This window comes from Syntrophobotulus glycolicus DSM 8271, assembly GCF_000190635.1.
In the GTDB taxonomy this organism is placed as follows: Bacteria; Bacillota; Desulfitobacteriia; order Desulfitobacteriales; family Syntrophobotulaceae; genus Syntrophobotulus; species Syntrophobotulus glycolicus.
Genome location: NC_015172.1, coordinates 1,181,255 through 1,207,188 on the forward strand (window position 1 = coordinate 1,181,255; position 25,934 = coordinate 1,207,188).

Consider the following 25,934-nt stretch of genomic DNA (forward strand, 5'->3'; position numbering starts at 1 on the left):
CGTGAAAACGGTTTCGTATTAGGTCGTTTGCATGTTCCAATCATATCAGCCATAACCTGACAACATCACGTCAAGTTCTATTTTTATATTTGTTCACCATGTCATTTAATTCGTCCCGGAGCGCGTCGCGTATTTTCTGAGGGGATAACACCTCTACATCAGCGCCGAACGAGAGGAGATAGCTGATCAGCCATTTGCTGTCCGGCAAAGAGGCGGTGACGGTTAAGGAGCCATCCTTGTTTTGCGTAATATCCTTTTCATCAAATTCACCGTATACCCGATATGCGCCTTGGGCGGAAGTCTTCAGACACAAATCAATCCAGTTCTGGGCTTTTGGCGTCTGCCCGCTTTCCTGCAATTCGTCCGAATTTTTTTTCGCGAATGTCTGGGGCGTCATTCGCAAATTCGACATCCGCGAAATTTTAAAGGTAAGATTGGTGTTTTTAGTCAAACAGAACGCTTGCAGGTACCAGGCGTTTACTTTGAAAACGAGTTTTACCGGTTCCACTTTCCGGGTGCTTTTTTCACCAGATGAATTAAAATAATGAAATTCAATGATTCGGCGACTTAAGATGGCATCTTTCAAAACAGTAAATTGCCCTATGCTGCTTTCGTCACTGCCCCAGGGACTAAAATCCACCTCAATCCAACTTGTTTTGTTCTTATGAAACAGACTGCTCAGTTTAGCAAGCACTTGATCCGTCTGGGGAGCTTTCGTGACTGACAGGCTTTGCAGGGCATATAGAATTTCGTTTTGTTCTCTTTCTGAAAGGATAGATTTATCGAGCACATAATCATCCAGCAACGAGATTCCGCCGCCCTTGCCTTGGCTTGCATAAATCGGTATCCCTGCCGAAGACAGAGTTTCGATGTCTCGATAAATGGTTCTTTCAGATACTTCAAAACGCTCCGCCAGTTTTTTGGCGGTTGTGGTCTTTTTATCAAGCAAAATATAGATCGTTTCAAACAGCCTGTTAATTTGCATATCATCACCCCGATTTCATTATAAACGTATAACTTGACAATAGTATGTCAAGTTATACATCAATGAACCAAATATGTGGTTTCATTGCTCAAACTTCGGCTGTCGCTGCGCAGAAAACCCAGAAACGACTCCTTCTGACGCTGTATCTGCTCGGCTTCCTGCATCAGGCGCTATGCGGGAACGCAATTAGACTCTGCTTTATTCAACGATTTGCTCATTTTTGCAACTTTTGCGGTATGTTTTCCGGCCAGACAGAGTCTTTTAAAAGAAAAGAGACGTAAAATTGTGTATTTTACCTGCATATATATCGCAAAAGTTGAAATTTTGAGCAGTTTATTGGGATGTATTGACAAAACGGCCATGAAAGCTTAGAAGATTAATATCCATAAGAAGGCGGACATTAAACTACCGGGAATCCTGGATGCTGCCTGAACGATTCTCAACTATAAGTTCGTTTAATGTATGCATTCATTCGGTCCAGTCAGGTGACAAGGTGCATTTTTTTATGGTTGAAATCAAAAGAATGAAAAATAATTGTATCAATTAGTACATTAAATATTGACGATCAGCATATAATAGCTTAAGATAGTGTTCGACAGGGAGGAATCCGATGAGCGAGCACTATAATACGAGCTATTCGAAAGAGGAAATAGCGGCGATTTTACAAAAAATACAGGATTGCGTGCGAGCGGGGAAATATACAATCGCACAAAATGAGAAACGGGCACAAAACCAAGCCCTGATACGGGAGTATAACCTGCGGACGGAAAGACAGAGGCATATCCTTCTGCAGATAGAGCCGGAGGATTTTTGCCATTCTTTGCAAAACACGAACATCGGGTTTGAACATGAAGTGTTGTATGTGTTCTGTCCCCAGGTCATTCTGTTTAACTTCCACGGGGAGGAGAAACAGGTGGACATCTATACGAAGTTCAATATCATTGATCTGGACTCGGGGAGCCTCATAGTCGTTATTTCGTTCCATGAGCGAAACAAGCCGATGGATTATCTTTTCAGGTAAGCGATCGGAACCATTGAAAAGGAGGAATTGCGATGAGTAAGCAGATTGTCTTTTGCCCAGAGTGCAGACAGGACGCAAAGTATTCTGTCAAAGAAAAAACGGAATCTGCTGAACTGAAGGGCGAAGTCTATGAGTTCACAGCGCAAACGGCCTACTGTGAGCAGTGCGGGGAGGAAGTCTATGTTGCGGAGCTGGAGGACGCCAATTTAAAGGCGCTGTATGATGTGTACCGTCAGAAGAACGAAATCATCTCTCTGGAGGATATTCAGGCCATTCCTGAGAAATACAACATCGGGAAAAGACCGTTGTCCCTTTTGCTGGGATGGGGGGAGCAGACCTTCAGCCGTTATTATGACGGTGATATGCCCACAAAGCAGTATTCCGAGATACTAAAGCAGATCTATGCGGATCCTGCTTATTATCTTTCCCTGCTTGAGAAAAGTAAGGAAAACTTAAAAAGCGAAAAGGCCTATGAGAAAAGCAAGGCCTCAACGCAAAGGCTCCTTGATATTCCGGTGGTGGAGCCGCAGGCAAAAATGGATGTGGTTGTAGATTATCTCTTATCCCGGTGTCAGGATATTACACCGTTGTCCCTGCAAAAGGCACTGTATTATGCCCAGGGGTTTTTCTATGCCTTCTACAGGACTTACCTGTTTACAGAGGATTGCGAAGCCTGGGTGCATGGCCCCGCGTATCCGAAAATTTACCGTCGCTACAGCAACTATTGCTTCGATCCGATCGAGGGTGTGGATGAAGTGGAGGCTTCGGCCTTGTCGGGAGAGGATCAATTGCTTTTGGACAGCATCGTCAAACACGTTTGCTGCTACAGCGGGAAGACTCTGGAGGCTTTCACTCATACTGAAACACCCTGGGTTTTGGCCCGGGCGGGGTTACCGGCGGAAGCTTTGTCGAATCGACCCGTAACGAAAGAGTCCATCGGTGAGTTCTTTACTTTGGTAAAGGAAAAGTACCGCATGCTTACGCCCGCAAATATCAAAGACTATACCAGGGATTTGTTTACCCAGATCTAAGCTTCGGGGGGATGCCCTGAAAACAAAAGGACCACCGGTTAGGAATTTCTCATGACCGGCGGTCTTTTTCTTGAAGTGGAAAGTGGAGACGAAAGGAAAGGATCCCTGTACTTTCACGACCTGACGAGATGTAATCAGGTTATGGAAGTAAGGTCTGGCGGATATGTTGCCCCGAATAGAAGTTGCCTTCATCCGGTCATTCGGCCATTCTCAGGCGTTCGACGATGCTTTGCCGGCTGGTTGCCCGGTAGGCGAGATAGGGGATGAGAAGGCCCAGCAGAAGCAGGACGGGCAAAATCAGCACCAACGGACGGAAAACAAAGGCAAAGCTCAGAAACCAGATCTGAGCAGAGAGCGGGCGCACGATGAGCAGAGAACAGCCCAGGCTCAGGATGATGGATCCGGCCGCCGTCAGGGCCGCATAAGAGGCCCCTTCACAGCAGAGCATGGTCACCAGCTGTTTCCGGGTCATGCCGATGCTGTTCAGCACGGCAAATTCGCGGCGGCGGGACAGGATGCCGGTCAAAACCGCGTTCACAAAGTTCAGGACGCCGATCAGCCCGGTGATCAGGGCCAGACTGCCGCCGATCAGAACCACCGTATCCCGCAGGCCCTCCAGGGAGGCCAGGGCGGTAAACTTGGAGTTGTAGCTCATCAGGGGCTCGGAGCTGCCGGTGTATTGCCGCAAAAAGCTCTCCATCGAGCTTTCCTGATCAGCGGCCACATTGAAGGCATAGCTCATGGGATGGACAGTGCCGGTAAATTCCCGGAACACCTCGCCAGGCAGGTAAAAGACAGAGCCTCCCCAGCGCCCGCTTGTATTGACGCCGGAGCGGGCAAGCACATGGGCCAGTACGGTCATTTCCCTGCTCTGGCCGCCGCAGGTCAGGACAATGCGGTCGCCGGTCCGGTGGTTAAAGCTGTGCGGATCCACTTTGCCGTGATCATCGGCCTGAACACCCTCCAGAATATAGCTGCCGCCGGCAAGCTTTTCCGGGTCCAGTTGGCCGTCCACCAGGCGCAGGCGTGAGAACGGAAAAGCATCAAGGCCGTAAATGTCTGTGGAGAAGGAGCCGTCCGGCCGCCGGTTCATGGTCTGCTTTGAGGTTTGGCTGGTGTAGCTTCCCCCGCTGCCATAGAGGCGCCCTCCGGTCTCAAATCCCTCCCGGGTGCTGACGGCGCTGATCAAGCTCTCGCTGAGCGCGCTTTCTCCGCCGTTGTACTGGTGGTTGAACAGATCGGCGTGGCCGATCAGAAAGTCCGAATCGCTGAAGCGGTCCAGGGCTTTGGCCGTGTCCACACTCTGAGACAGGGTAAACACCGTGTTGGTGAGGACAATGCTCAGGCTGAGGCTCAAAATGACCAGCACGGTGCGTCTTTTATTGCGCCCGAGGTTGGCCAGGGCCATACCCCCCGGCCTGCCGCCGTTTTGGGATTTTTTCAGCGGTTTTCCGCTCCTGTACGCGCTGCCGGTATAGCGGGCCGCTTCCACGGGAGAGACCCTTGCCGCCATTTGCCCCGGCTTGTGGGTGCTGATCAGTACGGTAAACAGGGCGAAAAGGGCCGCTCCGGCAAAAATGAGGGGATGGGGCGATACGGAAGGCGTACTGCCCGCATAGGAGGATTGTGCCATTAAATACGGCACCAGGGCCTTTCCGGTAAAGTAGCCCGCCCCCAGACCCGGAGGAATCCCGAGCAGGGAGAGCAGGAAGGCCTGGCGGCGGATAATGGCCCGAAGCTGGCGGCCGGTGGTCCCGATGGTTTTCAAGAGTCCGTAAAAACGGATATCCCGTAAAACGGAGATTTGAAAAATGTTGTAGATGATCAGATAGCCGGTGAGGACAAACAGCAGCAGGGCGCAGGCCAGGGCGGTCAGGCTTCCGGCGTCCGCTGTGAGGCCGGTGGACAGATAGGCCCAGTTGATCCCGGTCTCCAGGTAGTTCGGCGCGCCCTCCTCCGGGGAGAAACCGCTTTCGGTCAGGACGGTCCCCAGCTTTTGCTCGATGTTCAGGCTGTCGGCGAACTTGATGTAGCCGTAGACGGTCCCGGTAAGGGAGGAGTCCTCCTGATAAGTGTTCCGCAGTTCAGCCGGGCGGGCGTCTACATAAGCGCGGGAAGAAAGGATCTGCCCGGTCGGGTATCCCGGGTCGCTTTCCCACCAGCCGGCCAGCACGAAAGCACGGGTGACCGGGCTGCCGTGGACGGTCAGCTCCAGGGTGAGCGGCGCGCCGACGGTCAGGGGGACTCCCAGAAGCTCCAGGGTTTTGGTGTCGGCGATCACCTCATTCGCGGCCTGGGGCTTGTGCCCGCCTGTGGGTTCCGCAAAGAGGTATTTCAGTCCAATGTCGTCATTGTACCAGAATTCCGTGCGCCGCTTGCGCAGAGCCTCGTTGTCAACACTGTCGCTGAGCATCCGGCAGTAGGCGATTTCCTTCACCAGCGGATGCTTGCTTATGGCTGTGTATTCCTGATCGGTGACATACTTGACAACGGCGTGTCCGTCCCCGCCGGACATGATCATGGCAGCGCGCTGGAGGCTTTCCGTCAGGCCGGACCCCATAGTGAAAAGGCTGGTGAATAAGAGCGCGGTCAGGGCAATGGCGAGGACGGCGATCACATTGCGCGTTCCGGCGGCGCGAAAGCTCCCGGCGGCCAGCCTGCGGAGCGCTTTTTTGTTGTTTACTCGGATCATGGGCGCTCACCGCCCGCGATCCGGCCGTCTTCGATCCGGACGATGCGGTCCGCAAGCTGGGCCAGTTCTTCGTTATGGGTAATCATGACAATGGTTTGCCGGAATTTTTCCCCGCTCACCTTTAAAAGGCCCAGCACATCCTGGCTCGTTTTGCTGTCCAGATTGCCGGTCGGCTCGTCGGCGAGGACGATGGCCGGCTTCGCGGCCAGGGCCCTGGCAATGGCCACCCGCTGCTGCTGCCCGCCGGAAAGATTGCAGGGCAGATTGGGCAGCTTGCTTTCCAGACCCAGTGTTTGGATGATCCGCCCGACATAAGCCTCATCCGGCTCATTGCCGTCCAACTGGATGGGCAGGACGATATTTTCATACACGTTCAGCACCGGCACGAGGTTATAGCTTTGAAAGACAAAGCCGATCCGGCGGCGCCGGAAAATCGTCAGCTCTTCGTCCTTCAGGGAAAAAAGTTCTTGGCCGCCGACGAAAACGGTGCCGCCGCTCGGGCGGTCGAGCCCGCCGAGCAGGTGAAGCAAGGTGGATTTTCCGCTGCCGGAGGTTCCGACAACAGCGAGAAACTCCCCGTCTTCCACCGCCAGATTGACGCCGTCAAGCGCCCGTACGGCCGTCTCGCCGCTGCCGTAATATTTTTTCAGGTCCGTTGTTTTTAAAATGGGCATCAAGGCTCCTCCTTCAAAGATTCTGAATCACAAAAAAGCCTGAAGAATAAAAAAGTCCGGATCACTTTTTTGTGATACAGACAGGATAACAAAACAATCTTTCCAGAGCGTTTCGCAAATCTGACAGTTTGGCAAGATTCAGCTTTTCTGTGCCGGCAGGAAAAGGGAAAAGACACAGCCCTGTCCCGGTTTGGAGGCCACCTTGAGATACCCGCCCCCGGAGGCCAGGATTTCTCTGGCCAAAAACAGGCCGATTCCCACGCCCTCTTGCTGGGCGGCCGCGGGGGAGCGGTAAAAACGGGCGAAGATTTTGCTCTGCTCCTCCTCCGCGATACCGGGGCCCTGATCGGTGACATCAATCCGGAAAAACAGCTCATAGGGCCGGGCCGCAACCCTGATCACGCTCTGGCGGGGGGAGTATTTCACCGCATTGTCGAGGACATTGGCCAGGGCTTCGGCCGTCCATTTGGGGTCGTAATAGGCTGTGCCCTCGGCGGCCGGCGCTTCAATGGTGATTTCCCGGGCCTCCGCTTTTGGTCCGATCTGAGGGATGACGGCATCCAGCAGGGACTGCACCGGGTTTTGGCGGGGAGTCATCGTAATCATTCCGGTTTCCAGGCGGGACATTTTGACAAGGGATCCGATCAGAAAGTCCAGCTTCTGCGCTTGGGCGGACAGGGCATTGACACACAGGGCACAGTCCGCCGGCAGCCGGCGTTCGCCCAGAAGCTGCGAATAAAGCAAAATGTTGGTGAGGGGGGTTTTGGTCTGATGGGAGATATCTGAAATCAGCTCTTTGATCTGTTTTTTTTCCGCGCTCAGGCTTTGGGCGGACAGGGCGCAGAGGGCTAAAAAACGGGCCATTTTGGCTTCCACGGCCGAGAGGAGGGACTCATCAAAGCTGCGCTCAGAAAAGCTCCCGTTTATGGCCCTGTCCAGCATGGTGTTCAGGGCATCCATGATGCGCCGGGTTTTTCGGCGGGAGAGGAGAACCGCCGCGCCCGCGCCGGCAATCCCGGCAGCAGCCGCGGTGATGGCGGCAATCCCGCTTGGCCCCAGCCAGTCCGCCATCATTGCGCCACCCATGTGTAGCCGATCCCGTAAACGGTTTTAATGTACCGGGGGGAGGACGGGGTGTCTTCCAGCTTGTCCCGCAGCCGCTTGACCGCCACGGAAAGCGCGTTTTCCTCCACATACCCGCTGCCGTTCGTCCATATGGCATCCACCAGCCGGGCCCTTGTCAGAGTATGGCCCCTGTTTGCCAGGAAAAGGCGGAGCAGCTTTTGCTCGGTTTTGCTCAGCTCGACCGGCACACCGTTTTTGAAAAACTCCATTTGATCGAAGGAAAAGCGGAAGCCGTCGATCTCGATCCTATCCCAGGCGGGGGAAGGTCCGCTGCGCAGGCGGGCCTTAACCCTGGCCCGCAGGATCATCAGGCTGAAGGGCTTGGTGAGATAATCGTCCGCCCCCAGCTCAAGTCCTGTCACCACATCGATTTCCAGGTCATTGGCGGTCAGGATGATGACCGGGACGGCGGAGGACCGGCGCAGGGTTTTCAGAAAATCAAGTCCGTTTCCGTCCGGCAGGTTGAGGTCTAAAATGATCAGGTCGAAGGCGGCGCTTTGGATATGCTGCCCGGCCTCGGCCAAATTTTTGGCCCGGACAAAGGTAAACTCGCTGTCCTTGAGGGCAAGGGCGATCCCCGCGCTCAGGGACAGGTCATCTTCAATGATCAGGATGGTTTTCAGATCAATCGCCTCCCGCCTGAAATTGTCCGGCAGCTTGAACCCATCTTTCTCGGATAGGATTCTGCTCTGTCACCAGTATTGTAGCATAAACCCTCCCGGATGAGAAAGAAGGGGCAAAGCCGGGCCGGGCGGACGAGGGGGAGGGCGGTTAGCCTTTCTGAGGATCACAGCGGCAGGGATTTCCTGAGGCATTGTCGAACTGGACATCAATATGGGAAGCACCAAAAGACGCAGTTTGAATAGGAGAAACGATCAGGCACAGTCTGAATGGGGGAAGCGATAAGATGAAGTCTGAATAGGAGAAACGATCAGGCATAGTCTGAATGGGGGAAACGATAAGACGCAGTGTGAATAGGGGAAGAGATAAGAGCAGTCTATATAAAGAAGTGATAAGACACAGCCTGAATCGGAGAAGCCATAAGACACAGTTTGAATAGGAGAAACGATCAGGTACAGTCTGAATAGGGGAAGAGATAAGAGCAGTCTGAATAAAGAAGTGATAAGACACAGCCTGAATAGGGAGGATTCGACCGTGAATGTCGTCAAGTTCATAAAAGATGATCATTTGAAGAGCTTATTTCCGTTACATACGAATCTTTTCTTTACTGAATATGGGGAGAAAGAACTGAGAGATTTTATTTATCACAAGGTTTTTGACCCGAAAAATCCCGGTATTTCCTTTCTGCCGGCTCCTTCCGTTTATGCCCTGAAGGATCAGTTCCACCTCAGAAAATCCCTCCAGCTCGACCCTCTGGGAACATTTTATCTTTATGATTTTGCCCTGAGAAACTCAGCTTGCTTTCAACAGGCTTCTGACCAGAAAGCCCTGCGCTTTAATTTCGGTTATGGGTTCAGAGGCTCGTCATGTATCAGCTCGTATAAGGAATATCATGCGTTCAGAGAGCGGAAATATGAATTGAAGAAGCAGTTTAAATACTTCGCGAAGTTGGATATCGCAAATTGCTTTAACAGCTTCTATCACCATGATCTTGTGAGCTGTATTGCCACCCTTGTTTCTCAGCCGGAGTCCGCCCAAATCGGCCAGTTTCTGCGGGAAAGCAGTGGGGGAAGGTCAATTAACTGTTTCCCGCAAGGGATATACCCGGCGAAATTGATCGGAAATTTTTTCTTGAAATTTATCGAGGAATCACGAGAATTAAAGAGCTCTGCCCTGATCAGGTTTCTTGACGATATTTTTATCTTTTCCAATAGTCAAAGGACAATAGAGCAGGATGTGATCAGAATACAGATGTTCATTGGTGAGTATGCCCTCGCTCTGAATGCCGATAAAACGAAGTTCGGTTCCCGTGCCTCTGATTTCGAGGAAAGGAAGCTTGACGCGATTAAAAAATCGCTGCTGAAAAAACGGGAGAATGCCAGCGATTATGACGATGAGGAAGGGGCGCCTGTGGCCCTTGACCCCGAAGAGGTCGAATATCTTGTCTGGCTGATCGACCAGAGAAATGTGACGGAGGAGGATGTGGAGCTTGCGCTTTCCCTGCTGAAAGAGGATGAGGAGGAAGCGGGCCGGCTGACAGAGCTGGTTTTAACCAAATATCCCGGGCTGATCAGGAATTTATATAAATTGATTGATGAAATTGAGGATGAAGGAAAAATCTGGGAATCCATAACGAAAAGGCTGCAGGCGGCGTTCATTCAGGAATATGAGTTGTTCTGGATTGCCCGAATCGTCATCGACTTATACGCATTCAATGAAGACTGTGCCGAAGTATTATTAAGGATATTTAACCATCCGTCGTCGACGACTATTGTAAAATCCGCTGTGCTTGAAGTGCCCAATAATGATTATGGACTATTTGAATTGAAAGATGCCTTTCTGAAAAATTCCCCCGGCGGGATTCAGGCGGCTTGTGCCATCGTGGGGTTAAATACGGTGGAAAAGGCCAAGCGCAATCAGATTTACAAATATGCCGGGAAAGCCAGTCCGGTCATGAATCTGTTGTGTCAGATTGCGGCAAAGCACGGATGACGGACAAAAAAAGAAATCTTCCAGCGACAGCAAAGGCTTAAAGGAAAAGGAAAAGCCATAATCAAAGGATTTTGATCAGAAGGGGGTTGAGGGACATTGAGAGATGAAGATTTAGTGAAAAAGGTTGAACGTCTGGAATTTTATATTCAGCTGCTGCGGGATTTTGCGGTAGAGCCAGAAGCGTTTGTCCTGTGGGACTATGTGATGACCGAAGAGCTTGACGGGGAACAGACAAACCGGCTGATGAATATTCTGGGAAAGCATAAGGGCCTGATTTGGGCGATAGATGAACAGACCGAGCCTTATTCTGATCAGACGGAAGAGGAGCTCAATGTGCTGGAAGCGCAGCTGAAGCCCTTATTCCAATCATTTAAAAATCCTCATCCGACGGATCGCGATGCTGTGCTGAGGGTGGTTCGAAGAGCGGCGAAACTGCCGGAAATGATTCTGTATAAGCGGATGTAGCCGAGGGTTTTTTTCTGTACAGCTTCCATAGAACGCGGGAATTCATGGGCGGTTATTGCGCCCATTTTTTATTTGACTTTCGGGGATGAGGATAAAGATTTCAGAGAAAAGGCCATGAAGTTTTATATCATTAATATCAGGCGGTAACGACAAATTTTAAGAGAATAAGGTAGAACTTGTAAATTGCGCATGTGCCTGGTGCAGTAGTATAATCGAGTAAAGAAAGTAAAGATGTAAAGAATAAAGAGAAAGGTGGTTCTGTGATGGAAATATCAAGAATTAGCTCAAAAGGACAGGTTACGATTCCAAAGCCGATACGAGACCTGTTGAAATTAAGTGAGGGTGATCGGGTCGCATTTTTGGAGGATAACGGCAAGGTTGTCATTACCAAGGCCAGTTTAATTGCCTTCCGCGAATTGCAGGATGCCCTGAGTATAGAGGCACAAGAGAAAGGGATTACCGAGCAAGACCTTCTTCATGAACTGGAAGTGGTTCGGGAGGAAATGTGGAATGAGCGAAAAAAATAATGCCTTACGCGTATTTGTTGACTCAAATATCCTCATATCTGCGGTGTTATCAGAATCATCAACAGCAAGTAAGCTTCTGACTTTGCTTATCGGGCAACATCACTTGATTATTTGCAGTTACTCAATAACGGAGATCTCCAAAGTCATTGAGCGGAAATTTCCAAAGATTATTCCCAAATGGGATAAATTTCTTACAACTCTTGAGTTTAGGATAGCCTATACTCCTTCAGACTTATCCGCAATAAAAGTTCCCCATATAAGAGACCCAAAAGATTTACCAATTTTGGTTTCTGCTATGGTGGCCCAGCCGGACATCCTTGTTACCGGAGATTTTGATTTCCACACGCCAGAAATTCAGGAGCATTTTGCCGTAATGACTCCGGCTGATTTCTTAAGAGCTTTCTCTGATGACTTAAGTCATTGAGCAAACGCAAAGCGCGCTGTTGTCCGCGGGATGAAACTATGCTATGATAAAAACAATTGCAAACGGTTTTTACGGTCAAATCTGATCTGATGAAAGTCTGATCAGTGGAGGGTTGAATACCTAAGTCTTCGGGATAGGGTTGTCAATCTGTGAGAACTTGGCTTACTGGGGTGGGTAGTCTGTACATCAGGCTGCCTATCCCTTTTTTATTTTGCCGAAAGCCCAAAAGGGATGATCCGCGGCAGATTTTGATTTGCGGATGATCCCGGTAAATTTTGATGGCAAAAGGAGGAGGCGGGCACGGAAAAGACAAAGCTCACGTTCCTGGTAAAAAGGAAACTCCTGCTGACAGTTATCCTGAGCTCCTGAATGGAATCGCGGTCAGAGGAGAAGAATTGAATGAGATAAGGTTCGAATACAGGAAGAGGTTCAAATACAGGGAAAGGTTTAGAATACAGGCTGTAGAAGCGGAGGACAGGGACAATGGCAAAGCAGAAAAGAAAAACGATCAGTTTATTGCGGGAGTTTTCAATTCCCCTGATTTCGGGCGTGTTGATCGCCTTAATCTGGGCCAATGCGGCGCCGGCAAGCTATCATCACTTTGTGGACAATAAGATTTGGGGTGATTTTACCCTCCATTTTTTCGTCAATGACCTTTTTATGGTGTTCTTTTTCGCGATAGCGGCGGTGGAAATAACCCAAAGCTTATTGCCGGGCGGGGACTTAAACCCGCTGAAACGGGCAATCAATCCGATGATGGCCACATTGGGCGGAATCGCCGGCCCGGCCCTTTTATACCTGGCCTTGAATACCTTCATGGGCAGTCAGGAACTCGTCCGGGGCTGGGGTATTCCTACCGCCACAGACATCGCGCTGGCCTGGCTGGTGGCCAGACTGGTTTTCGGAGCGGCTCACCCCGCTGTTTCTTTCTTATTGTTATTAGCGATCGCCGACGATGGGATCGGTCTGATCATCATCGCCCTTTTTTATCCCGACCCGGCCAATCCGGTCGTTCCGGTATGGCTGCTCTGCACACTGGCAGGGATGCTGATCGCTTTGGCCCTGAAAAAGGGGAAGGTGAAAAGCTACTGGCCATATATCCTTCTCGGCGGGGCCTTAAGCTGGACCGGCCTTTACCGGGCGGGGATTCACCCCTCCCTGGCCCTGGTGTTCATCGTACCGTTCTTGCCTCATTCCCCGGGGGAAAAGGCGCATTTGTTTGAGGATGATCCGGAGGATTATTCCACCTTAAGGCGCTTTGAACAGGAATGGAAGTTTTTTGTGGATATGGGGCTTTTTCTGTTCGGTCTGACCAATGCCGGGGTGGAGTTTTCAGCGGTCAGTACAGTGACCTGGCTGGTGTTCCTGGCCCTGCTTTTCGGCAAAACAGCGGGCATCTTTCTCCTGGGCTCCCTGGCTTCTTTCCTGGGCTTCCCCTTGCCTGAGGGAATGAGGCACAGGGAGCTTTTGGTCGCCGGCCTGATCGCTTCGATCGGGCTGACGGTGGCTTTATTTATCGCCGGCGTGGCTTTTTCGGACCCCGGCCTGCAGGGAGCGGCCAAAATGGGGGCATTATGGAGTGTTTCCGCCGTGATCATCGCTGTAAGCGCAGGCAGGCTGCTGGGCATTGAAAGAAAGACTGCCACGCAGGAGCCCGTCTTGCCGGTGGAATCGCAAGGAAGAAGAACAGGGGAAGGCTGACGGGTGCAGACTGAAAAAAATCAGCTGTTTTTTTCGTGTTTCCAGAGCTCAATTCCATGTATAAGGTCATGCCCGGTGGGCTTCTGATAAAGGCGCAGGTCGAACAGCGGCGCGACAGACAGAATGTGGTCGAAAATATCCGCCTGGATGGATTCGTACGTATTCCAATCCGTCGTACTGGTAAACGCATAGATTTCCACAGGCAGTCCTGATTCGCAGGGCGCCAGCTGCCGGACAAGGATGGTCATCCCCTGATGAATCTGCGGGTGATGCTTCAGATAAGCCCTCAAATACGCGCGGAAGGTTCCGACATTGGTCAGCCGCCTGCCATTGACCAGACTGGAAAGATTGATGCGGTTATGTTCATTATAGGCGCGAATTTCCGCGGTTTTTTCGTGCAGGTAGCGGTGGATGTACTGAATCTTTCTATACTGGTCCAGCATTTCCTTCGTGCAAAAGCGTATACTGGTCGTGTCGATCAGAAAAGAACGCTTGATCCTTCTTCCCCCGGCTTCCGTCATGCTGCGCCAGTTCTTGAACGATTCCGAAATCATGGAGTAGGTCGGAATGGTCGTCACGGTTTTGTCCCAGTTTTCTACCTTCACCGTGTATAGAGTGATTTCCTTGACTTCACCGTCCGCGTTGTGGGCCGGCATTTCGATCCAGTCGCCGATGCGAAGCATCTTGTTTTCCGTAAGCTGGATGCTTGCCACAAAGCCGAGGATCGTGTTTTGGAACACGAGCAGAAGCACGGCGCTGGCCGCGCCCACTCCGCCCAGAAGCAGGGCGGGAGAGCGATTCAGAATCACGCCGACCATCACGATGATCCCGAGGACATAAACCGCGATTTTAATGACCTGCAGAAAGCCTTTGATCGGTCTGGTTCTGGATGCTTCCGTCTTTCTGTAGAGGGTATCCGCCACACCAAGACATTTGTCCGCTGTTCGCAGGATGCCGAAGATAATCATGCAGACAGCCAGCCGCGCCAGCCAATTCTGGCCGTCTTTCAGCAGGGGAGACAGCAGATAAATGATGAGGGCAGGAACAAAAATCAGCAGCTGGTCGAATACCCGGTGCTCCTGAAAGACGTCGTCCAGCCGGGTGCTGCTTCGGGAAATAATGTTGAAGATGAGCTTCAGAAAGACACCTTTGAATAGGCGGTAAGCAGCGCCGCTCAACAGGGCGATCACCAGGACGCATACCGCTGTGGCGAGATAATCGGATGCGGTTTGGCTCAGCCCGGTGTTATCCATCAGGCGGTATACCCAATCACTCATGCGGATACCTCCCCGCTGTCTGATGATCCAAAGACTCCCGCAAGGCGTCAAACCGGCTTTGGACGCGCATGATCAGGCCGTGGTCCGCCTCCCGGTCCAGACCTTTGTAGAGGCCCCTGTGATAATCCCCTGAGTAAGAGAGCACATCGGCTACCGAATGATGAGCGGCATACAGGGATTTGACCTTTTTCGCCTCGGCGTCAACCGGCTTTTCCGCGAGTACACAGTTCAGAATGGCGCAGGCGGCGCCGAATTCAAGCCCGTCCGTTGTGATCCCGTAGGACTGCGACAGGCGAATAGTGCCGATAATCCGTTCTTCCCGCTGCAGCTTTCGCAGAACGTCCCGGCCAACGCGTGAGCATCTATCTTTGAAGGATTTCCGGCATCGCTTGATAAAACTGCCGATAAAATCCTGAATATACCGGTCGAATTGTGGGGCTTCTTTTAGTAAGGCCGGCATGATTTCTTGTTTCATCATGCGCCGCGCCAGCGACTCCACGCGCGGATCACCCATTCCTTGACCGATTGTCTGATAGCCGAGCAGCATAGAGTACCAGGCGATGACCGCGTGCGTACCGTTGGAGAGCTTGTTTTTGATTTCCTGCAGGCTCCGGATATCCTCGACCACGATCACTTGCCGCAGAGAATCCACGACCGGGCTGCCGGAAGCCGCATATAGAGGCATATCCGGCTCGGCGATAAACATTGTATTGGTCACCTCGTTCACTGCGTCAGACAAATGACGGAGTACGGAGAGGCTCTTGGACACGTTGACCGGCTCCGTTTCCGTCCAAGCCGGTGTTTGGAGCTTTTTTCTCTTGTGTTCGGAGCTCTTGGCCATCTGCAGGAAAAACCGGGTGATCTCATTCATGTGATCAAAAATATCCTGCATGTTATGGTGCAGGAGATACAAGTCGTTTTGAAATTTGGACAGCAGGAAATCTTCCGAAACCGGCATCACCATACGGTTGACCACCGTTTCGACAAAACGGGTTCGGGCTAATATCTGTTCCGTTTCTGCCGTGTCCGTGATGGAGGTTAGGGCGCTTTTCACATGCTGCCGAACAAACCTTGCCGCCCCCGTCTTATTCATGGCGATCAGGATTGTCAGATCCTTTCCGAGGCTTGCATAACGGGCCCGCAGCCCGGAGGCTATGGTTCCGGCCTGCTGTCGGATCGCGTTTTCAGGGAGGGCCAGGCCGATGATGTCCGATTGCGTGTACATTGAACACATAGCCGCTTCATCGTCCATGTGGATCAGGCACACCGGGGATATCGTCTGAAAATAGGCCTGACTCTCATAGCGAATCCGATATTTTCCCAACGCGTTGACCAAATGGATCATCAGCTGGTTGCGTGTCGCGCCAATGATGCGGCGGGGCCTGGTATATCCGTCCCAGTGTGAGAAAATCGGCGCCAAATACCCGCCGCCGATAGCGCCGAAGCCATGGATGCCGGCCGTGATGTTCTCGTCATTGAGCGGAAATTGTTCATTCAGCTTCGGCATGGGAAGCTTTGGGGTGAATGGCGCGAAATCGTCCAGAAACTCGGTCATCGCGTCATACGCCCGAAAGGCCAGGGCCTTGACGCCGGGCTCGGGCTCCTTTATGTCCTGAATAAAAATAGGAATACCGCCCGCCGCGGCGGCAGCTGCCAGACCGTTTGGTGAATCCTCGAAAATCAGGCATTCCGACGGCGGACACATCAGCTCGGACGCCGCTTTCAGGAAGATTTCCGGATCAGGCTTGCCCTTTGCCACATCATCCCCGCAGACGAGGATATTGAAATAGCGGTAGACCTTGGCCTGAATCAAATAGTCTTCGGCAACGGCGCGCCGGCTGGAGGTGGCCAGTGCGAGGAAAACATCATTTTTTTTCAGCCGCTCCAGCAAATTGTACAGCCCGTCCTTGACCGGTACACCCTGCCTGTGGATGTATTCCCGCTCCATTTCATCCGCACGGGCGCGTATTTCCCGGTAAGGGTAGTTCTGCCCGTAACGCTCCCGCGCCATTTGCTCCGCCGTGATGGCGCTCACACCCAGACAATCGATCAGCAGTCCGTCGTCCATCTCCTCGCCGTATAGTTCCCGCGCCGCCTTTTTCAGCATGTCCATGCGCAAACGCTCCGTATCGAACATCGTTCCATCCATATCAAAAATCGCCGCGGTAAATGGCTTGTCAAAAAAACGCATCTCTCTCTCCTCTCACCTTGGATAAGGTTACTTATGATCTTATGATATAAAAAAAGAAGCCCTTTGATGACCATGGGGCTTCCTTGCCACTGAACAGAAAAGAAAAGCGTCATGAATTTTCGCGCTATTGGATAACCAAACGTAAAAAGAGTGGAATTCAGTCTGACTTAAGGTGTGTAAGCAATCCGATTTTTGGCCCCTATGGGATCAGCAGGTCAAACAGGATTCCCAAACTTAAAACACAGTGATCAAATAGCAGTTGCCCCAGATAACTAACAACTTTATTGTAATTAAAAAGTTGTTAGATGTCAACGACAAAGTATAAAGGGAAGAAGATTCGCGGAAAAGCGGAAACTAAACATAACGGATGAGCGTCAACAGACAGCGATACATCTAATGATTTCAGCAATTTTTTCGATATATATCATAAATGAAAGTTTTGAAAAAACATTGTTTTCTTTTCGAATCTGTTCAGTCGTTCAATGCGGATAAATTTCTCGGTCAAGACAGATTGATTTCTAATCTGTGCTTGCCGTGATGGACTGCTGCAAGCTTGGTTAAGGAGGCTAATCACATGAACATCAACACGGATACCTACTTCATGGGGGCATATAATCAGCGGATGGCAAAGCAAAACAGCATGCGGTCTGCCCCCATGACGAAGATGCAGGAAGTTACGGCAGAACTGGAGAAAATCGGTTTTCAGGAAATACCTGCAGTGGTATCTTTGTCTGATAAAGCCAAGATGTTATTTGCTGATTCAGCGGTGGACAAGTTGCAAAATGATCGGGAAGAATTATATCAGAAGGCCATGGCAACCCGTTTGAAGAATGAAGGTACTGATGAATTTGCTGTAAACGGCAATGACCAATGGCTCGTGTTCAGTAATTTTTTGCACAATGTTGGATTTTATGACGAGATGTCAAATGAACACCTGAAAAAAACAGAACAAATATTAATGAAAATTACTGACGGAATGGATGATGTATTTAGCTGGGAGCATCACGTCGGATTTGATTTATCTGACCAATTTCATGGGGAACAACTCGATTCTCATGAAGCTCGGGTAGAATTGGAAAGTTCTACGGCGGCACTTCGATACTTTTCTGAAAATTTATTGGATGGAGAGATCAAAACAGGTTTCGATGAATTGATAAAAAAATGTGATATCCATAACTCTGCGATACTAAATGATGGATATTCCTCAATCGAGGAGAAGTTCCGTTCAGGGCGCAGTCAATTGTCCGCCGATACCAAGGGAAAATTAGAAGCAGAAAGACTCCGGCAGCCAGAAAGCCTTAGGAGTGAACAGGCTGCCAAGGATTTAGAAATAGGAGATATTCTTGGTTCTATGACCTCTATTACCGAGGAAATCAATGCGTATACGGCTGAAATAGCCGACTTGTTTTCAAGCTTAAATCAGGAGAATCAAGTTGACATTTTTAATCAAGTGAAAAAAAGATTTTTCGCATTTGTGATAAAAGATAGCGATAATGAAGCGCTCAAGGAATTTGTGATGAGACATTCTGATCATGTATTTAATAATATAAACAATTATTGGAGTGATCTTATGAAAAGAGTTGAGGAAGAAAAACAAAACTGAACCGTTGCCGGCGATAAGCCGGTAGAGTGTCACATGGCCCGAAGGGCTTCTTCGAGAAAAGCATCCTGCGGGCAGAAGAGGCCAGAGGGCCCGCCTTGCCGCTGGAACCGCAAGGAAGAAGAACAGGAGGGAAGAGGAACAGGGCGGGAAGGCTGAGGCCGGAAAAATAAGCACCATCAGCGCTGCCCGTCCGGGATCGATGCTTCACCCCTCAGACCGCGGAATCCTCTTTGACGGTTAAGCCTTGCTTCTTTTTGGGGAACAGTCTTGCTGCGGCGTCCGGCAGGGCCAGCACCGCCGGCAGGAAGACAGGCAGCAGGATGAAGCAAAGCACGATTAAGCCGGCAATGACCGCTGCCGCCAGTTGCACTAAAAGAGTTAAGCCGGAGGGCAGAAGGGTGGCGAAGGTGCCGCCCAGGATGAGGGCTGCCGATGTCACTACTCCGCCTGTATGTCTGGAGGCCAGAACAATCGCTTCCTTGGCCGACAGTTGGGGGTATTCCTTAAAGCGCATCATCAGGAAGATGCTGTAATCGACCCCCAGGGCTACGATCACAATAAAGGAGAAGAAGGGAACATAGGAAGAGATGCCCTCCAGGCCCAGCAAATTGAGGAAAATATAGTTTTGGGCAAACATAGCCGCATAGTAGGCCCCCAGCAGGGAGGCCGTGATGAAAACAGACGGCCACAAGGATCTGATCACCAGAAGCAGCACCAGGAATACCCCTGTCAGCACGATTACGATCATCCTGTTTAAGTCCCGATTCAGAACATCGTTCATATCGGCAGTCATAGCGCTCGGGCCCGCCACGCCGAATTGGGCGCCGGCAAGGACTGTGCCGTCAAGTCCGCTCGTCAGGGTCTCGTTGATCTGCCGGACCGTATCTAAGGCCTGCTCGGAGTAGGGATCAGCATCCAGCACAATGATCATTTTGGTCATGGTCCGGTCGGCGGACAGGAACATTTCCAGGGATTGCTGAAAGCCTTCGTCAGTCAGGGCTTCTGCGGGCAGATGGAAGGTTTGGCTGGTATTCAGCTGGGAGAGAAAGCCGTTTGTCAGGCCCAGACCGGCGGAAAGTTGTTCCAGGCCGCTGTTGACAGACTTTAAGCGGGTACCGAAGGAGCTGAACCCGTCAAGTCCGGCCGCAAGCTGCTGCTGTCCTGATTCCAGTTGGCTGAGCCCGGCGGTGACACTGTCCATATTCTCAGCGATTGTGCCGAGGCCTGAGGCTGCTGTATCCAGGGCGCTTTGCAGCTCTTGCAGCCCGGAAGAGATTTGCTCCAAACCGCTTCTCATTGCCGCCAGGCTTTGATTGGCGGCGGCAAAGCCGGAAGAGAGGGCGGCATAGTTTTCATTCAGGGCTTCGATTCCCTGGGGGGTGATTCCGCTTAAGGATTGGGTTAAGCTGTCCACGCTCTGCTGTAATTGCAGGTAATTGGGATCGCTCTGGGCCCCGGCGTAGCTGCCGCCGAGGGCTGTGATGACTGCCTGCAGCTGGGTCAGGGCGCTTTTGGCCCCGAGCAGGGCCTGGGCCGCCTGTTGGTATGAGGCGCCCATCTGGGCATAACCGGCCTGGATGGTTTCATAATTGGCGGCCAAAGCGGCCACCCCTCCGCTCATCGCGGCCAGATTGGTTTCCAGGACCGCCATCCCGTTGCTGAGGGTCGGGGAATCAGGCGAGCCGCCGGCAAGCCCGGCCTGAACCTGCTTCAGGCCATCGGTCAGAGCTGTCATGCCATCTTGCAGCCGGACTGTGCCGTCCGCGATCTGGCCGGCCTGGGAAAAATCAGCGGAACCCAGCTTGTCCTGAGCCAGCTTCAGTCCGTCCGCGATTTGCTCCGTACCGTCCTGCGTCCGGCTCAGGCCGCTGTTGACAGAGCCGACTTGGCTGCCGATATAAAAATCGGGAATTGGGCTTCCTTGAGGCTGGGTGACGGAGGAGACCTGATCGACCCCCTCGATTTGCTTGAGTCTTTCGGTCAGGGTGTCGATAACGGCAAGGGCCTCATTCTGATCAAGGGCCGCATGATTGTCGATAATAACACTGACCGGCATAGCCCGGCCCCGCCCGAAATGGTCGGCCACGATGGCGAAGCCTTTGGTCGAGGGATAGGCAGGACCAAGCTCGGCAATATTGTCAAAATTGAGTTTTTGTTCGTGAAAATAGACGGTTGGCGCAACCAGCAAAGCGATAAGTAAAACAGCAATCACCGGCCGCCTGGTTGAAGCGGAGGAGATTTTACCCCACAGGGTGCTTTCCCGGTGGCCGCCTGTTTTTTGGGAAGGCCAGAAGAGCCTATGACCCAGGACCTTCATGGACAAGGGAGTCAGGGTCATGATTTCCAGCAAAAGAACGGCGACGCCGATCACGACCACAATGCCGGATTGATAAATGGGGGATTCGGAAAAAATGAGACTGCAAAAGGCGATAAAGACGGTGAGGATACTGTAGGCGATGGTTTTGCCTGCGGATTTGTAGGTATTGAGGATGGCCTCATCAGTCGGACAGCCATGAGCCAGTTCTTCCCGGAAACGGTTGAAGAGCAGGATATTGTAGTCCGTCCCGATCCCGAAAAGGATCAGGACCAGGAGAACCTGGGTGAGGCTGGTGACCGGAAAACCGGTGTTGGCAATCAACTGGGCGGCAATCCCCATCGAGCACAGATAGGAAAAGGCCACAGCCGCCAGGGAGACCAGGGGTGTCACCACCGATCTGAACAGGATGATCAGGATGATGAAAATAAAGAGCACGGTCAGGACAGCGCTCTTCTCGACGCCGGCCAACGCCGCCTCAAGATAATCATTTTGGATAAAATCCTCCCCGGTCAGATAATGCTCCGCCCGGACATTGCCGAGCTTGCCGGCAATGGCGTTTTCAATATCATCTATTTCTCCCGCTTTCTGGTCAAGCTTGAAGCTGACCATGACAGTTGTCCCGTCTCCTGAAATCAGGGAGTCCGCAGCCTCAGGCGTACTGAAGGGATCGATGATCTTCGAGATCCCCAGTTCGGAGCCGCTGTCCCGGATGGCCTGCACTCCGGCCCGGATGCGCTCCATTTCTTCGGCGGAAATGCTGTTTTCGTCATAAAAAACGAGCAGGCTGTCGGTGCCCTGGGACATCTCCATTTTACTGAAGAGGGCCTGGGCGGCCGCTGTGGGACTGTTCGCGCTGAGAGCCTGCTGGCCCTGCTGTCTCAAGATGGCATTGATATCAGGCTGAAATGCCGTTAGGGCGATGGTGGCCGCCAGCCACAGGGTAAAAATGATCCAGCGCGCTTTGATGATTTTTGTCATCCCGATTGCTCCTCTCCTCTAAGCGTTTGCGATTTTATCATACATAATGTTGAATAACCTTCATTGTTGAATTATAATATTCATAATGTCCAGTTTCAACCGGCAGATTTGTTGAGATTGTGCATTTTGCTACAGAGTTGGGAGTTTTGTCGGTTATCCTCAAAAATGGAAAAAGGAGCAGTCATGAAAACAGAAAAAACAGACCGCCGGGTTAAATATACGAGAATGCTGTTGAAAAACAGTCTCATGGAGTTGATGCGGGAGCGGCCGATCTCCAAGATATCGGTCAAGCTGTTGTGCGAAACGGCGGATATTAACCGGAGCACCTTTTATGCCCATTATACGGACCAGTATGATTTGCTGAAGCAGCTGGAGCAGGAAGTGATTGCCGAAGTGAAAAAGCACATCGCCAAAGACGCCTTCGCCAAGCCGACGGCGCAGACCATGCAGTTGATGAACCAGATCCTGGACTATATCGCCCAAAATGCCGACTTGTTCAAGATTCTGCTCAGCGAGTACGGTGATTCTACGTTTCACAAAGAAATCATGCTGCTCGCCCAGCAAAAAATCATCACGGATATTCACAACAATCTCGTCCTTGATTCCAGAACCTCAGAATACCTGCAGTATTTTGCCGTCACAGGCGCTTTGAGTATTATCCAGAAATGGCTGCAGGACGGGATGAGGGAACCGACCCCAAAAATGTCCGAGCTGATTGCCAGACTGCTTTACAAAGGAGTTTTGGATTTTTCGCCTCAGACTGGGGCGGATTCAGGGCAGGATGCCTGTTCTGGCCGGCGGCCGTGCTGACGGGAGGAGCAAGGGAGAGGACTGAGGAAAGACAATCCCTGGGAAACGGGGGTTAAGGAAGCAATGAGCGGGCGGGTCCTCCGAAACCGGATTAATCGACACAAAACCAGCAGGAATCATTTTTCCTTGCTGGTTTTTTCAGGTGCGCCGTCCATGGGCGCGCGATTTGGCGGTGAAAGTCGTTATGGGGCCGGCAGTGGGCACTGGCGGCGACAGGGCAAGGGTGTGCCGTTGTGTTGTGTCTTGAAAGGGTGGGTGAGTAAAGGAAATTGAAGCCGGTGAGATCAGGAAGGTGAAGCCTGCGCACAGTCCTTTTGGGCCAGCACCTTGTCCAAAATCTCACCAATACATTCCTGGGTAGCGGGCTTGCTGACCACTTGCAAAGGCTGGACCGGCATGAATTGATCATGATCCTCCGCGGAGGTCACAAACACGATACTGCAGCCCGCCATGGCGGCGGATTGCCGTATTTGTCTGGCGGTTTCCAGACCGGTCAGCTTTTTCATGCTGTTGTCGAGAAAAAGAAGGTCAAAAACCATACCCTGCCTGTCAATTTCTTCGAGGAGCCGTTCACCGCTGTCAAATTGGTGAACATGAAAGAACAGCCCCTTTTCTTTTTCATAAAGACGAAGAAAGGATTCCCATAACCGACGACACAACGGCCTGTCATCACAGATCCCGATTGTAAGCAAAGCATCTCCTCCAAAGCCAGTTTTAGATACAACTAAAAAGGTAGTAGAATCATTATATAGCGATAAAAATACAATTACAAGTGTATAAATACCTCTGTACTTTGTTAAGAATGCGGTTCATAATTGCTAAAGTAAACAAGGTGATAAGATTTGAAGATTGATTACAAAGTATTAGGTGAGCGGATTGCGAAAAGGCGCAAAGTGTTGAACCTGACGCAGGACGACGTCGCGGAAGCTACAGGACTGAGCAACAACCATATTTCCAACATAGAAAACAATCACTCTATTCCCAGCATTGAAACATTGCTTAAAATATGCGAAGTTCTGGACATCACGCCGGATTACTTCCTGCTGGGCATTGTCAGACACAAAAATGACGGCCTGCTTTCTCAAATTAATCAAAAAATCAAGCTGTGCGAAACAAAAAAACTGGAACTGGTTGATCATTTCATCACTTGGGTAGTTGATGAGAAAATATAGCTTCCCCAAAAGTGCGGCAGTATCCCGGTGCGGCTGTCGCTGAGGTGCCTTTTTCAGGAGGGCCCGGAAATGCCCGGCTGCATCCTCAGGGCGGAGCAGCGCCCCGGCCGGCTGAACAAAAAGCGGACTTACGCAGTTTTGAGTAAGTCCGTTTGTGATTGGCAAAAAACCGTCCTGCTCGCCCGGCAGCCGCAGGCTCTGTATTCTTTTATTAATGGAAAAGCCGGTTATACTAAGGACATCCAAAATTTTGACACGAGGAGGCCAAGCATGTCTTACGAAAGATTTCTTTCCCCGGGGAAGATCGGTTCCCTGACCCTGAAAAACCGCTCCATCTTTCCGCCGATGGGCACCCATTTTGTGGCGGACGGCTTTGTGACCGGGCAGATGATCGCCTATCAGGCCCGCAGGGCCGCAGGGGGCTGCGCCATGAATATCGTGGAGATTGCCAGTGTGCACCGCACCTCTTCGGCCAAACTGATCCTCGGGATTGATGACGATAAATTTGTTCCGGGGCTGGCCAAGCTGGCCGCCGCCATCAAGGCCGGGGGCGCCAAAGCCTGCATCCAGCTCTGGCATGGCGGCAGGCAGCATCCGGGCGCTGAGTTCGGCGGCCAGTGCTGGGGCCCTTCCGCGGTACCCTGTCCGATGATCCAGGAGGTTCCCCATGTCATGACCTTGGGTGAGATCCGGGAGATTATCGACGCTTACGGGGAGGCGGCGCGCCGGGCCAAAGAAGCGGGCTTTGACGCCGTGGAGATTCACGGGGCCCACGGTTATCTGATCGATTGCTTTTTAAACGCGTATTCCAATACCCGTACTGACGAATACGGCGGTGATCTGGAGCGGCGGGCCCGGTTCGGGCGGGAGGTGATCCGGGCCGTGCGGGCCGCGGTCGGGGCCGATTTCCCGGTTTTGATGCGCATGTCGGCGCGGGAAAATTATCCGGGCGGCATTACCCTGGAAGAGGGCATCAAGGCCGCCAGGCTCTATGAAGCGGAAGGGATCGACGCCCTGGATATTTCTCAGGGCTGCTACGGGGCCATGCCGTATACTGTTCCTCCCTACTACCTGCCGGAGCGTGTCAATGTCTACAACGCTTCCCAGATTAAAATGAATGTCCAGATTCCTGTGATTGTCGCCGGCAAGATTTACACCCCGGATATTGCCGAGGAGATCCTGCAAAACGGGGAAGCGGATTTCATCTCTCTCGGCCGCATCCTGCTCACCGATCCGGATTTTGTCCGGAAGACGCAGGAGGACCGGCCGGAAGAGATCAGGCATTGTGTGGCCTGCAACTCGGGCTGCGTGGAGCGGATGTTTGCCGGCAAGGTGACCAGCTGTGTCTTTAACCCCCTGACCGGCTACGAGACCGAGATCGAGATCAAGCCGGCGCCGGAGAAAAAGCGGGTGCTGGTGATCGGCGGCGGTCCGGGCGGACTGGAAGCGGCCCGGGTGGCGGCCGAGCGCGGTCACGCTGTCACCCTGTTCGAGCAGACGGGCGACCTGGGCGGCCAGTATATCATTGCCGGGCGTTCCCCGCATAAGGTGATGATGGAAAACGCCGCCCGCCATCTGGGCTACCTGGCCATGCGGGCAGGTGTCAACGTGCGGCTGTATACCAAGGCCACACCGGAACGCATTCAAGCCCTGCAGCCGGACGCCGTGATTGTCGCTACGGGCTCGGAGCCGCTCATTCCTTCGGTGGAAGGGGTGCGCGGCAGCAATGTCTATGAAGCGCGCAAGGTCATCAATGGCAATGTGCGGATCAGGGAACACCAGGTGGCGGTGATCGGCGGCGGTCTGGTCGGCCTGGAGGCCGCTGAATTTCTGGTGGAACAGGGCAAGCGGGTCTGCATCATTGAACGGCTGGACCAGGTCGGCAAGGACCTGGAAATGTATATCCGGCCTCATATGATGCAGCTTCTGGAAGTCAACAAGATCGATGTCCATGTCCGGTCCAAATGTGTGGCCATCGGCACGGACAGTGTGACCGTGGAGAAGGACGGCCGCCGGGAGAGCATCGCCGCCGAGGCCGTGGTGATCGCCGCGGGCGCCAAGAGCGACCCGGGAAACGTGGCCGCGATGGCGGCCCGGCTCGTGCCCCAGTGTCAGGTCATCGGCGACGCCAAAACGCCAGGCAACGTGATTGACGCCATCTGGCAGGGAAATGAGGCCGCCCGGTCCCTGTAAACAGGCAGCAGGACGCCGGGTGGACCGGAAAGGATAAAGCCGGGAAAGCAGATGAGGAAGGTCATCGGTTTCCCGGCTTTTCTTTATTTAAACGGCCCTAAAGGCTTAGAAGGTTAGGCGATGTCTTTTCCGGCG

At 52.1% G+C, this 25,934-nt stretch carries 21 protein-coding genes; 12 read left to right on the forward strand and 9 right to left on the reverse strand.

The features are described from left to right. Nucleotides 1–70: 70 nt before the first annotated feature. Nucleotides 71–985 carry a helix-turn-helix transcriptional regulator gene (locus tag SGLY_RS05965; protein WP_013624375.1) on the reverse strand — a complete coding sequence of 305 codons (915 nt, stop codon included), beginning with the start codon at nt 983–985 and terminating at the stop codon, nt 71–73. Nucleotides 986–1,595: 610 nt separating this feature from the next. Here SGLY_RS05965 and SGLY_RS05970 point away from each other — a divergent pair. Beyond that, nucleotides 1,596–2,006 (forward strand): hypothetical protein, encoded by a 411-nt coding sequence (locus tag SGLY_RS05970; RefSeq protein ID WP_013624376.1) that lies wholly within the window; start codon nt 1,596–1,598, stop codon nt 2,004–2,006. Between the two features lie 32 nt (nt 2,007–2,038). Beyond that, nucleotides 2,039–3,037 (forward strand): type II TA system antitoxin MqsA family protein, encoded by a 999-nt coding sequence (locus SGLY_RS05975; protein ID WP_013624377.1) that lies wholly within the window; start codon nt 2,039–2,041, stop codon nt 3,035–3,037. A 196-nt stretch (nt 3,038–3,233) separates the two neighbouring features. Here SGLY_RS05975 and SGLY_RS05980 read toward each other — a convergent pair whose 3' ends face one another. The 4 genes from SGLY_RS05980 to SGLY_RS05995 form a co-directional block, all read right to left on the reverse strand. Continuing rightward, complete coding sequence (locus SGLY_RS05980; protein ID WP_013624378.1) at nt 3,234–5,729, reverse strand: ABC transporter permease; 2,496 nt, start codon at nt 5,727–5,729, stop codon at nt 3,234–3,236. Next, the gene (locus SGLY_RS05985; RefSeq protein ID WP_013624379.1) at nt 5,726–6,403 is read right to left on the reverse strand and encodes an ABC transporter ATP-binding protein; all 678 of its coding nucleotides are present in this window, start codon (nt 6,401–6,403) and stop codon (nt 5,726–5,728) included. The genes SGLY_RS05980 and SGLY_RS05985 overlap by 4 nt, the downstream gene beginning before the upstream one ends. A 138-nt stretch (nt 6,404–6,541) precedes the next feature. Then, nucleotides 6,542–7,474, reverse strand: a complete 933-nt coding sequence (locus SGLY_RS05990; protein WP_013624380.1) for a sensor histidine kinase — start codon at nt 7,472–7,474, stop codon at nt 6,542–6,544. Beyond that, a complete protein-coding gene (locus tag SGLY_RS05995) occupies nt 7,474–8,115 on the reverse strand; it encodes a response regulator transcription factor (RefSeq protein WP_242823011.1) in 642 nt (213 codons plus the stop codon). The genes SGLY_RS05990 and SGLY_RS05995 overlap by 1 nt, the downstream gene beginning before the upstream one ends. On the opposite strand from SGLY_RS05995, the gene SGLY_RS18405 reads away from it, so the two are divergent. The 6 genes from SGLY_RS18405 to SGLY_RS06020 all read left to right on the forward strand — a co-directional run bounded on the left by SGLY_RS18405 (nt 8,032) and on the right by SGLY_RS06020 (nt 13,258). Then, nucleotides 8,032–8,208, forward strand: coding sequence for a hypothetical protein (locus SGLY_RS18405; RefSeq protein ID WP_242822985.1), 177 nt, complete (start codon nt 8,032–8,034; stop codon nt 8,206–8,208). The genes SGLY_RS05995 and SGLY_RS18405 overlap by 84 nt on opposite strands. Nucleotides 8,209–8,683: 475 nt before the next feature. Further along, nucleotides 8,684–10,141: an antiviral reverse transcriptase Drt5 gene (gene drt5 / locus SGLY_RS06000; RefSeq protein WP_013624382.1), complete on the forward strand. Its 1,458-nt coding sequence runs from the start codon at nt 8,684–8,686 to the stop codon at nt 10,139–10,141. A 96-nt stretch (nt 10,142–10,237) separates the two neighbouring features. After that, on the forward strand, nt 10,238–10,606 hold the full coding sequence (locus SGLY_RS06005) for a hypothetical protein (RefSeq protein ID WP_013624383.1): 369 nt from the start codon (nt 10,238–10,240) through the stop codon (nt 10,604–10,606). Between the two features lie 263 nt (nt 10,607–10,869). Further along, nucleotides 10,870–11,133 (forward strand): AbrB/MazE/SpoVT family DNA-binding domain-containing protein, encoded by a 264-nt coding sequence (locus SGLY_RS06010; protein ID WP_013624384.1) that lies wholly within the window; start codon nt 10,870–10,872, stop codon nt 11,131–11,133. Next, complete coding sequence (locus SGLY_RS06015) at nt 11,117–11,557, forward strand: putative toxin-antitoxin system toxin component, PIN family (protein WP_013624385.1); 441 nt, start codon at nt 11,117–11,119, stop codon at nt 11,555–11,557. Before SGLY_RS06010 ends, SGLY_RS06015 begins: the two co-directional genes overlap by 17 nt. Nucleotides 11,558–12,040: 483 nt before the next feature. Further along, entirely contained in the window at nt 12,041–13,258 is a 1,218-nt protein-coding gene (locus SGLY_RS06020; protein WP_013624386.1) for a Na+/H+ antiporter NhaA, read from the forward strand. Nucleotides 13,259–13,278: 20 nt separating this feature from the next. Here the strand turns inward: SGLY_RS06020 and SGLY_RS06025 are convergent, their stop codons facing one another. After that, nucleotides 13,279–14,535, reverse strand: a complete 1,257-nt coding sequence (locus tag SGLY_RS06025) for a mechanosensitive ion channel family protein (RefSeq protein ID WP_013624387.1) — start codon at nt 14,533–14,535, stop codon at nt 13,279–13,281. Then, on the reverse strand, nt 14,528–16,726 hold the full coding sequence (mtlD, locus tag SGLY_RS06030; RefSeq protein WP_013624388.1) for a bifunctional mannitol-1-phosphate dehydrogenase/phosphatase: 2,199 nt from the start codon (nt 16,724–16,726) through the stop codon (nt 14,528–14,530). Before mtlD ends, SGLY_RS06025 begins: the two co-directional genes overlap by 8 nt. A gap of 574 nt (nt 16,727–17,300) precedes the next feature. Here mtlD and SGLY_RS06035 point away from each other — a divergent pair. Further along, nucleotides 17,301–18,329 (forward strand): hypothetical protein, encoded by a 1,029-nt coding sequence (locus SGLY_RS06035; RefSeq protein ID WP_013624389.1) that lies wholly within the window; start codon nt 17,301–17,303, stop codon nt 18,327–18,329. Between the two features lie 211 nt (nt 18,330–18,540). Here the strand turns inward: SGLY_RS06035 and SGLY_RS06040 are convergent, their stop codons facing one another. Beyond that, nucleotides 18,541–21,624, reverse strand: a complete 3,084-nt coding sequence (locus SGLY_RS06040) for an MMPL family transporter (protein WP_013624390.1) — start codon at nt 21,622–21,624, stop codon at nt 18,541–18,543. A 183-nt stretch (nt 21,625–21,807) separates the two neighbouring features. Between SGLY_RS06040 and SGLY_RS06045 the strand changes: the two genes are divergently transcribed. After that, entirely contained in the window at nt 21,808–22,434 is a 627-nt protein-coding gene (locus SGLY_RS06045) for a TetR/AcrR family transcriptional regulator (protein WP_013624391.1), read from the forward strand. Between the two features lie 284 nt (nt 22,435–22,718). Here the strand turns inward: SGLY_RS06045 and SGLY_RS06050 are convergent, their stop codons facing one another. Further along, complete coding sequence (locus SGLY_RS06050) at nt 22,719–23,126, reverse strand: LytR/AlgR family response regulator transcription factor (RefSeq protein ID WP_013624392.1); 408 nt, start codon at nt 23,124–23,126, stop codon at nt 22,719–22,721. Between the two features lie 150 nt (nt 23,127–23,276). On the opposite strand from SGLY_RS06050, the gene SGLY_RS06055 reads away from it, so the two are divergent. After that, nucleotides 23,277–23,606 (forward strand): helix-turn-helix domain-containing protein, encoded by a 330-nt coding sequence (locus SGLY_RS06055; protein ID WP_013624393.1) that lies wholly within the window; start codon nt 23,277–23,279, stop codon nt 23,604–23,606. A gap of 69 nt (nt 23,607–23,675) precedes the next feature. Then, a complete protein-coding gene (locus SGLY_RS06060) occupies nt 23,676–25,799 on the forward strand; it encodes an oxidoreductase (RefSeq protein WP_013624394.1) in 2,124 nt (707 codons plus the stop codon). The last annotated feature ends 135 nt before the right edge of the window (nt 25,800–25,934 follow it).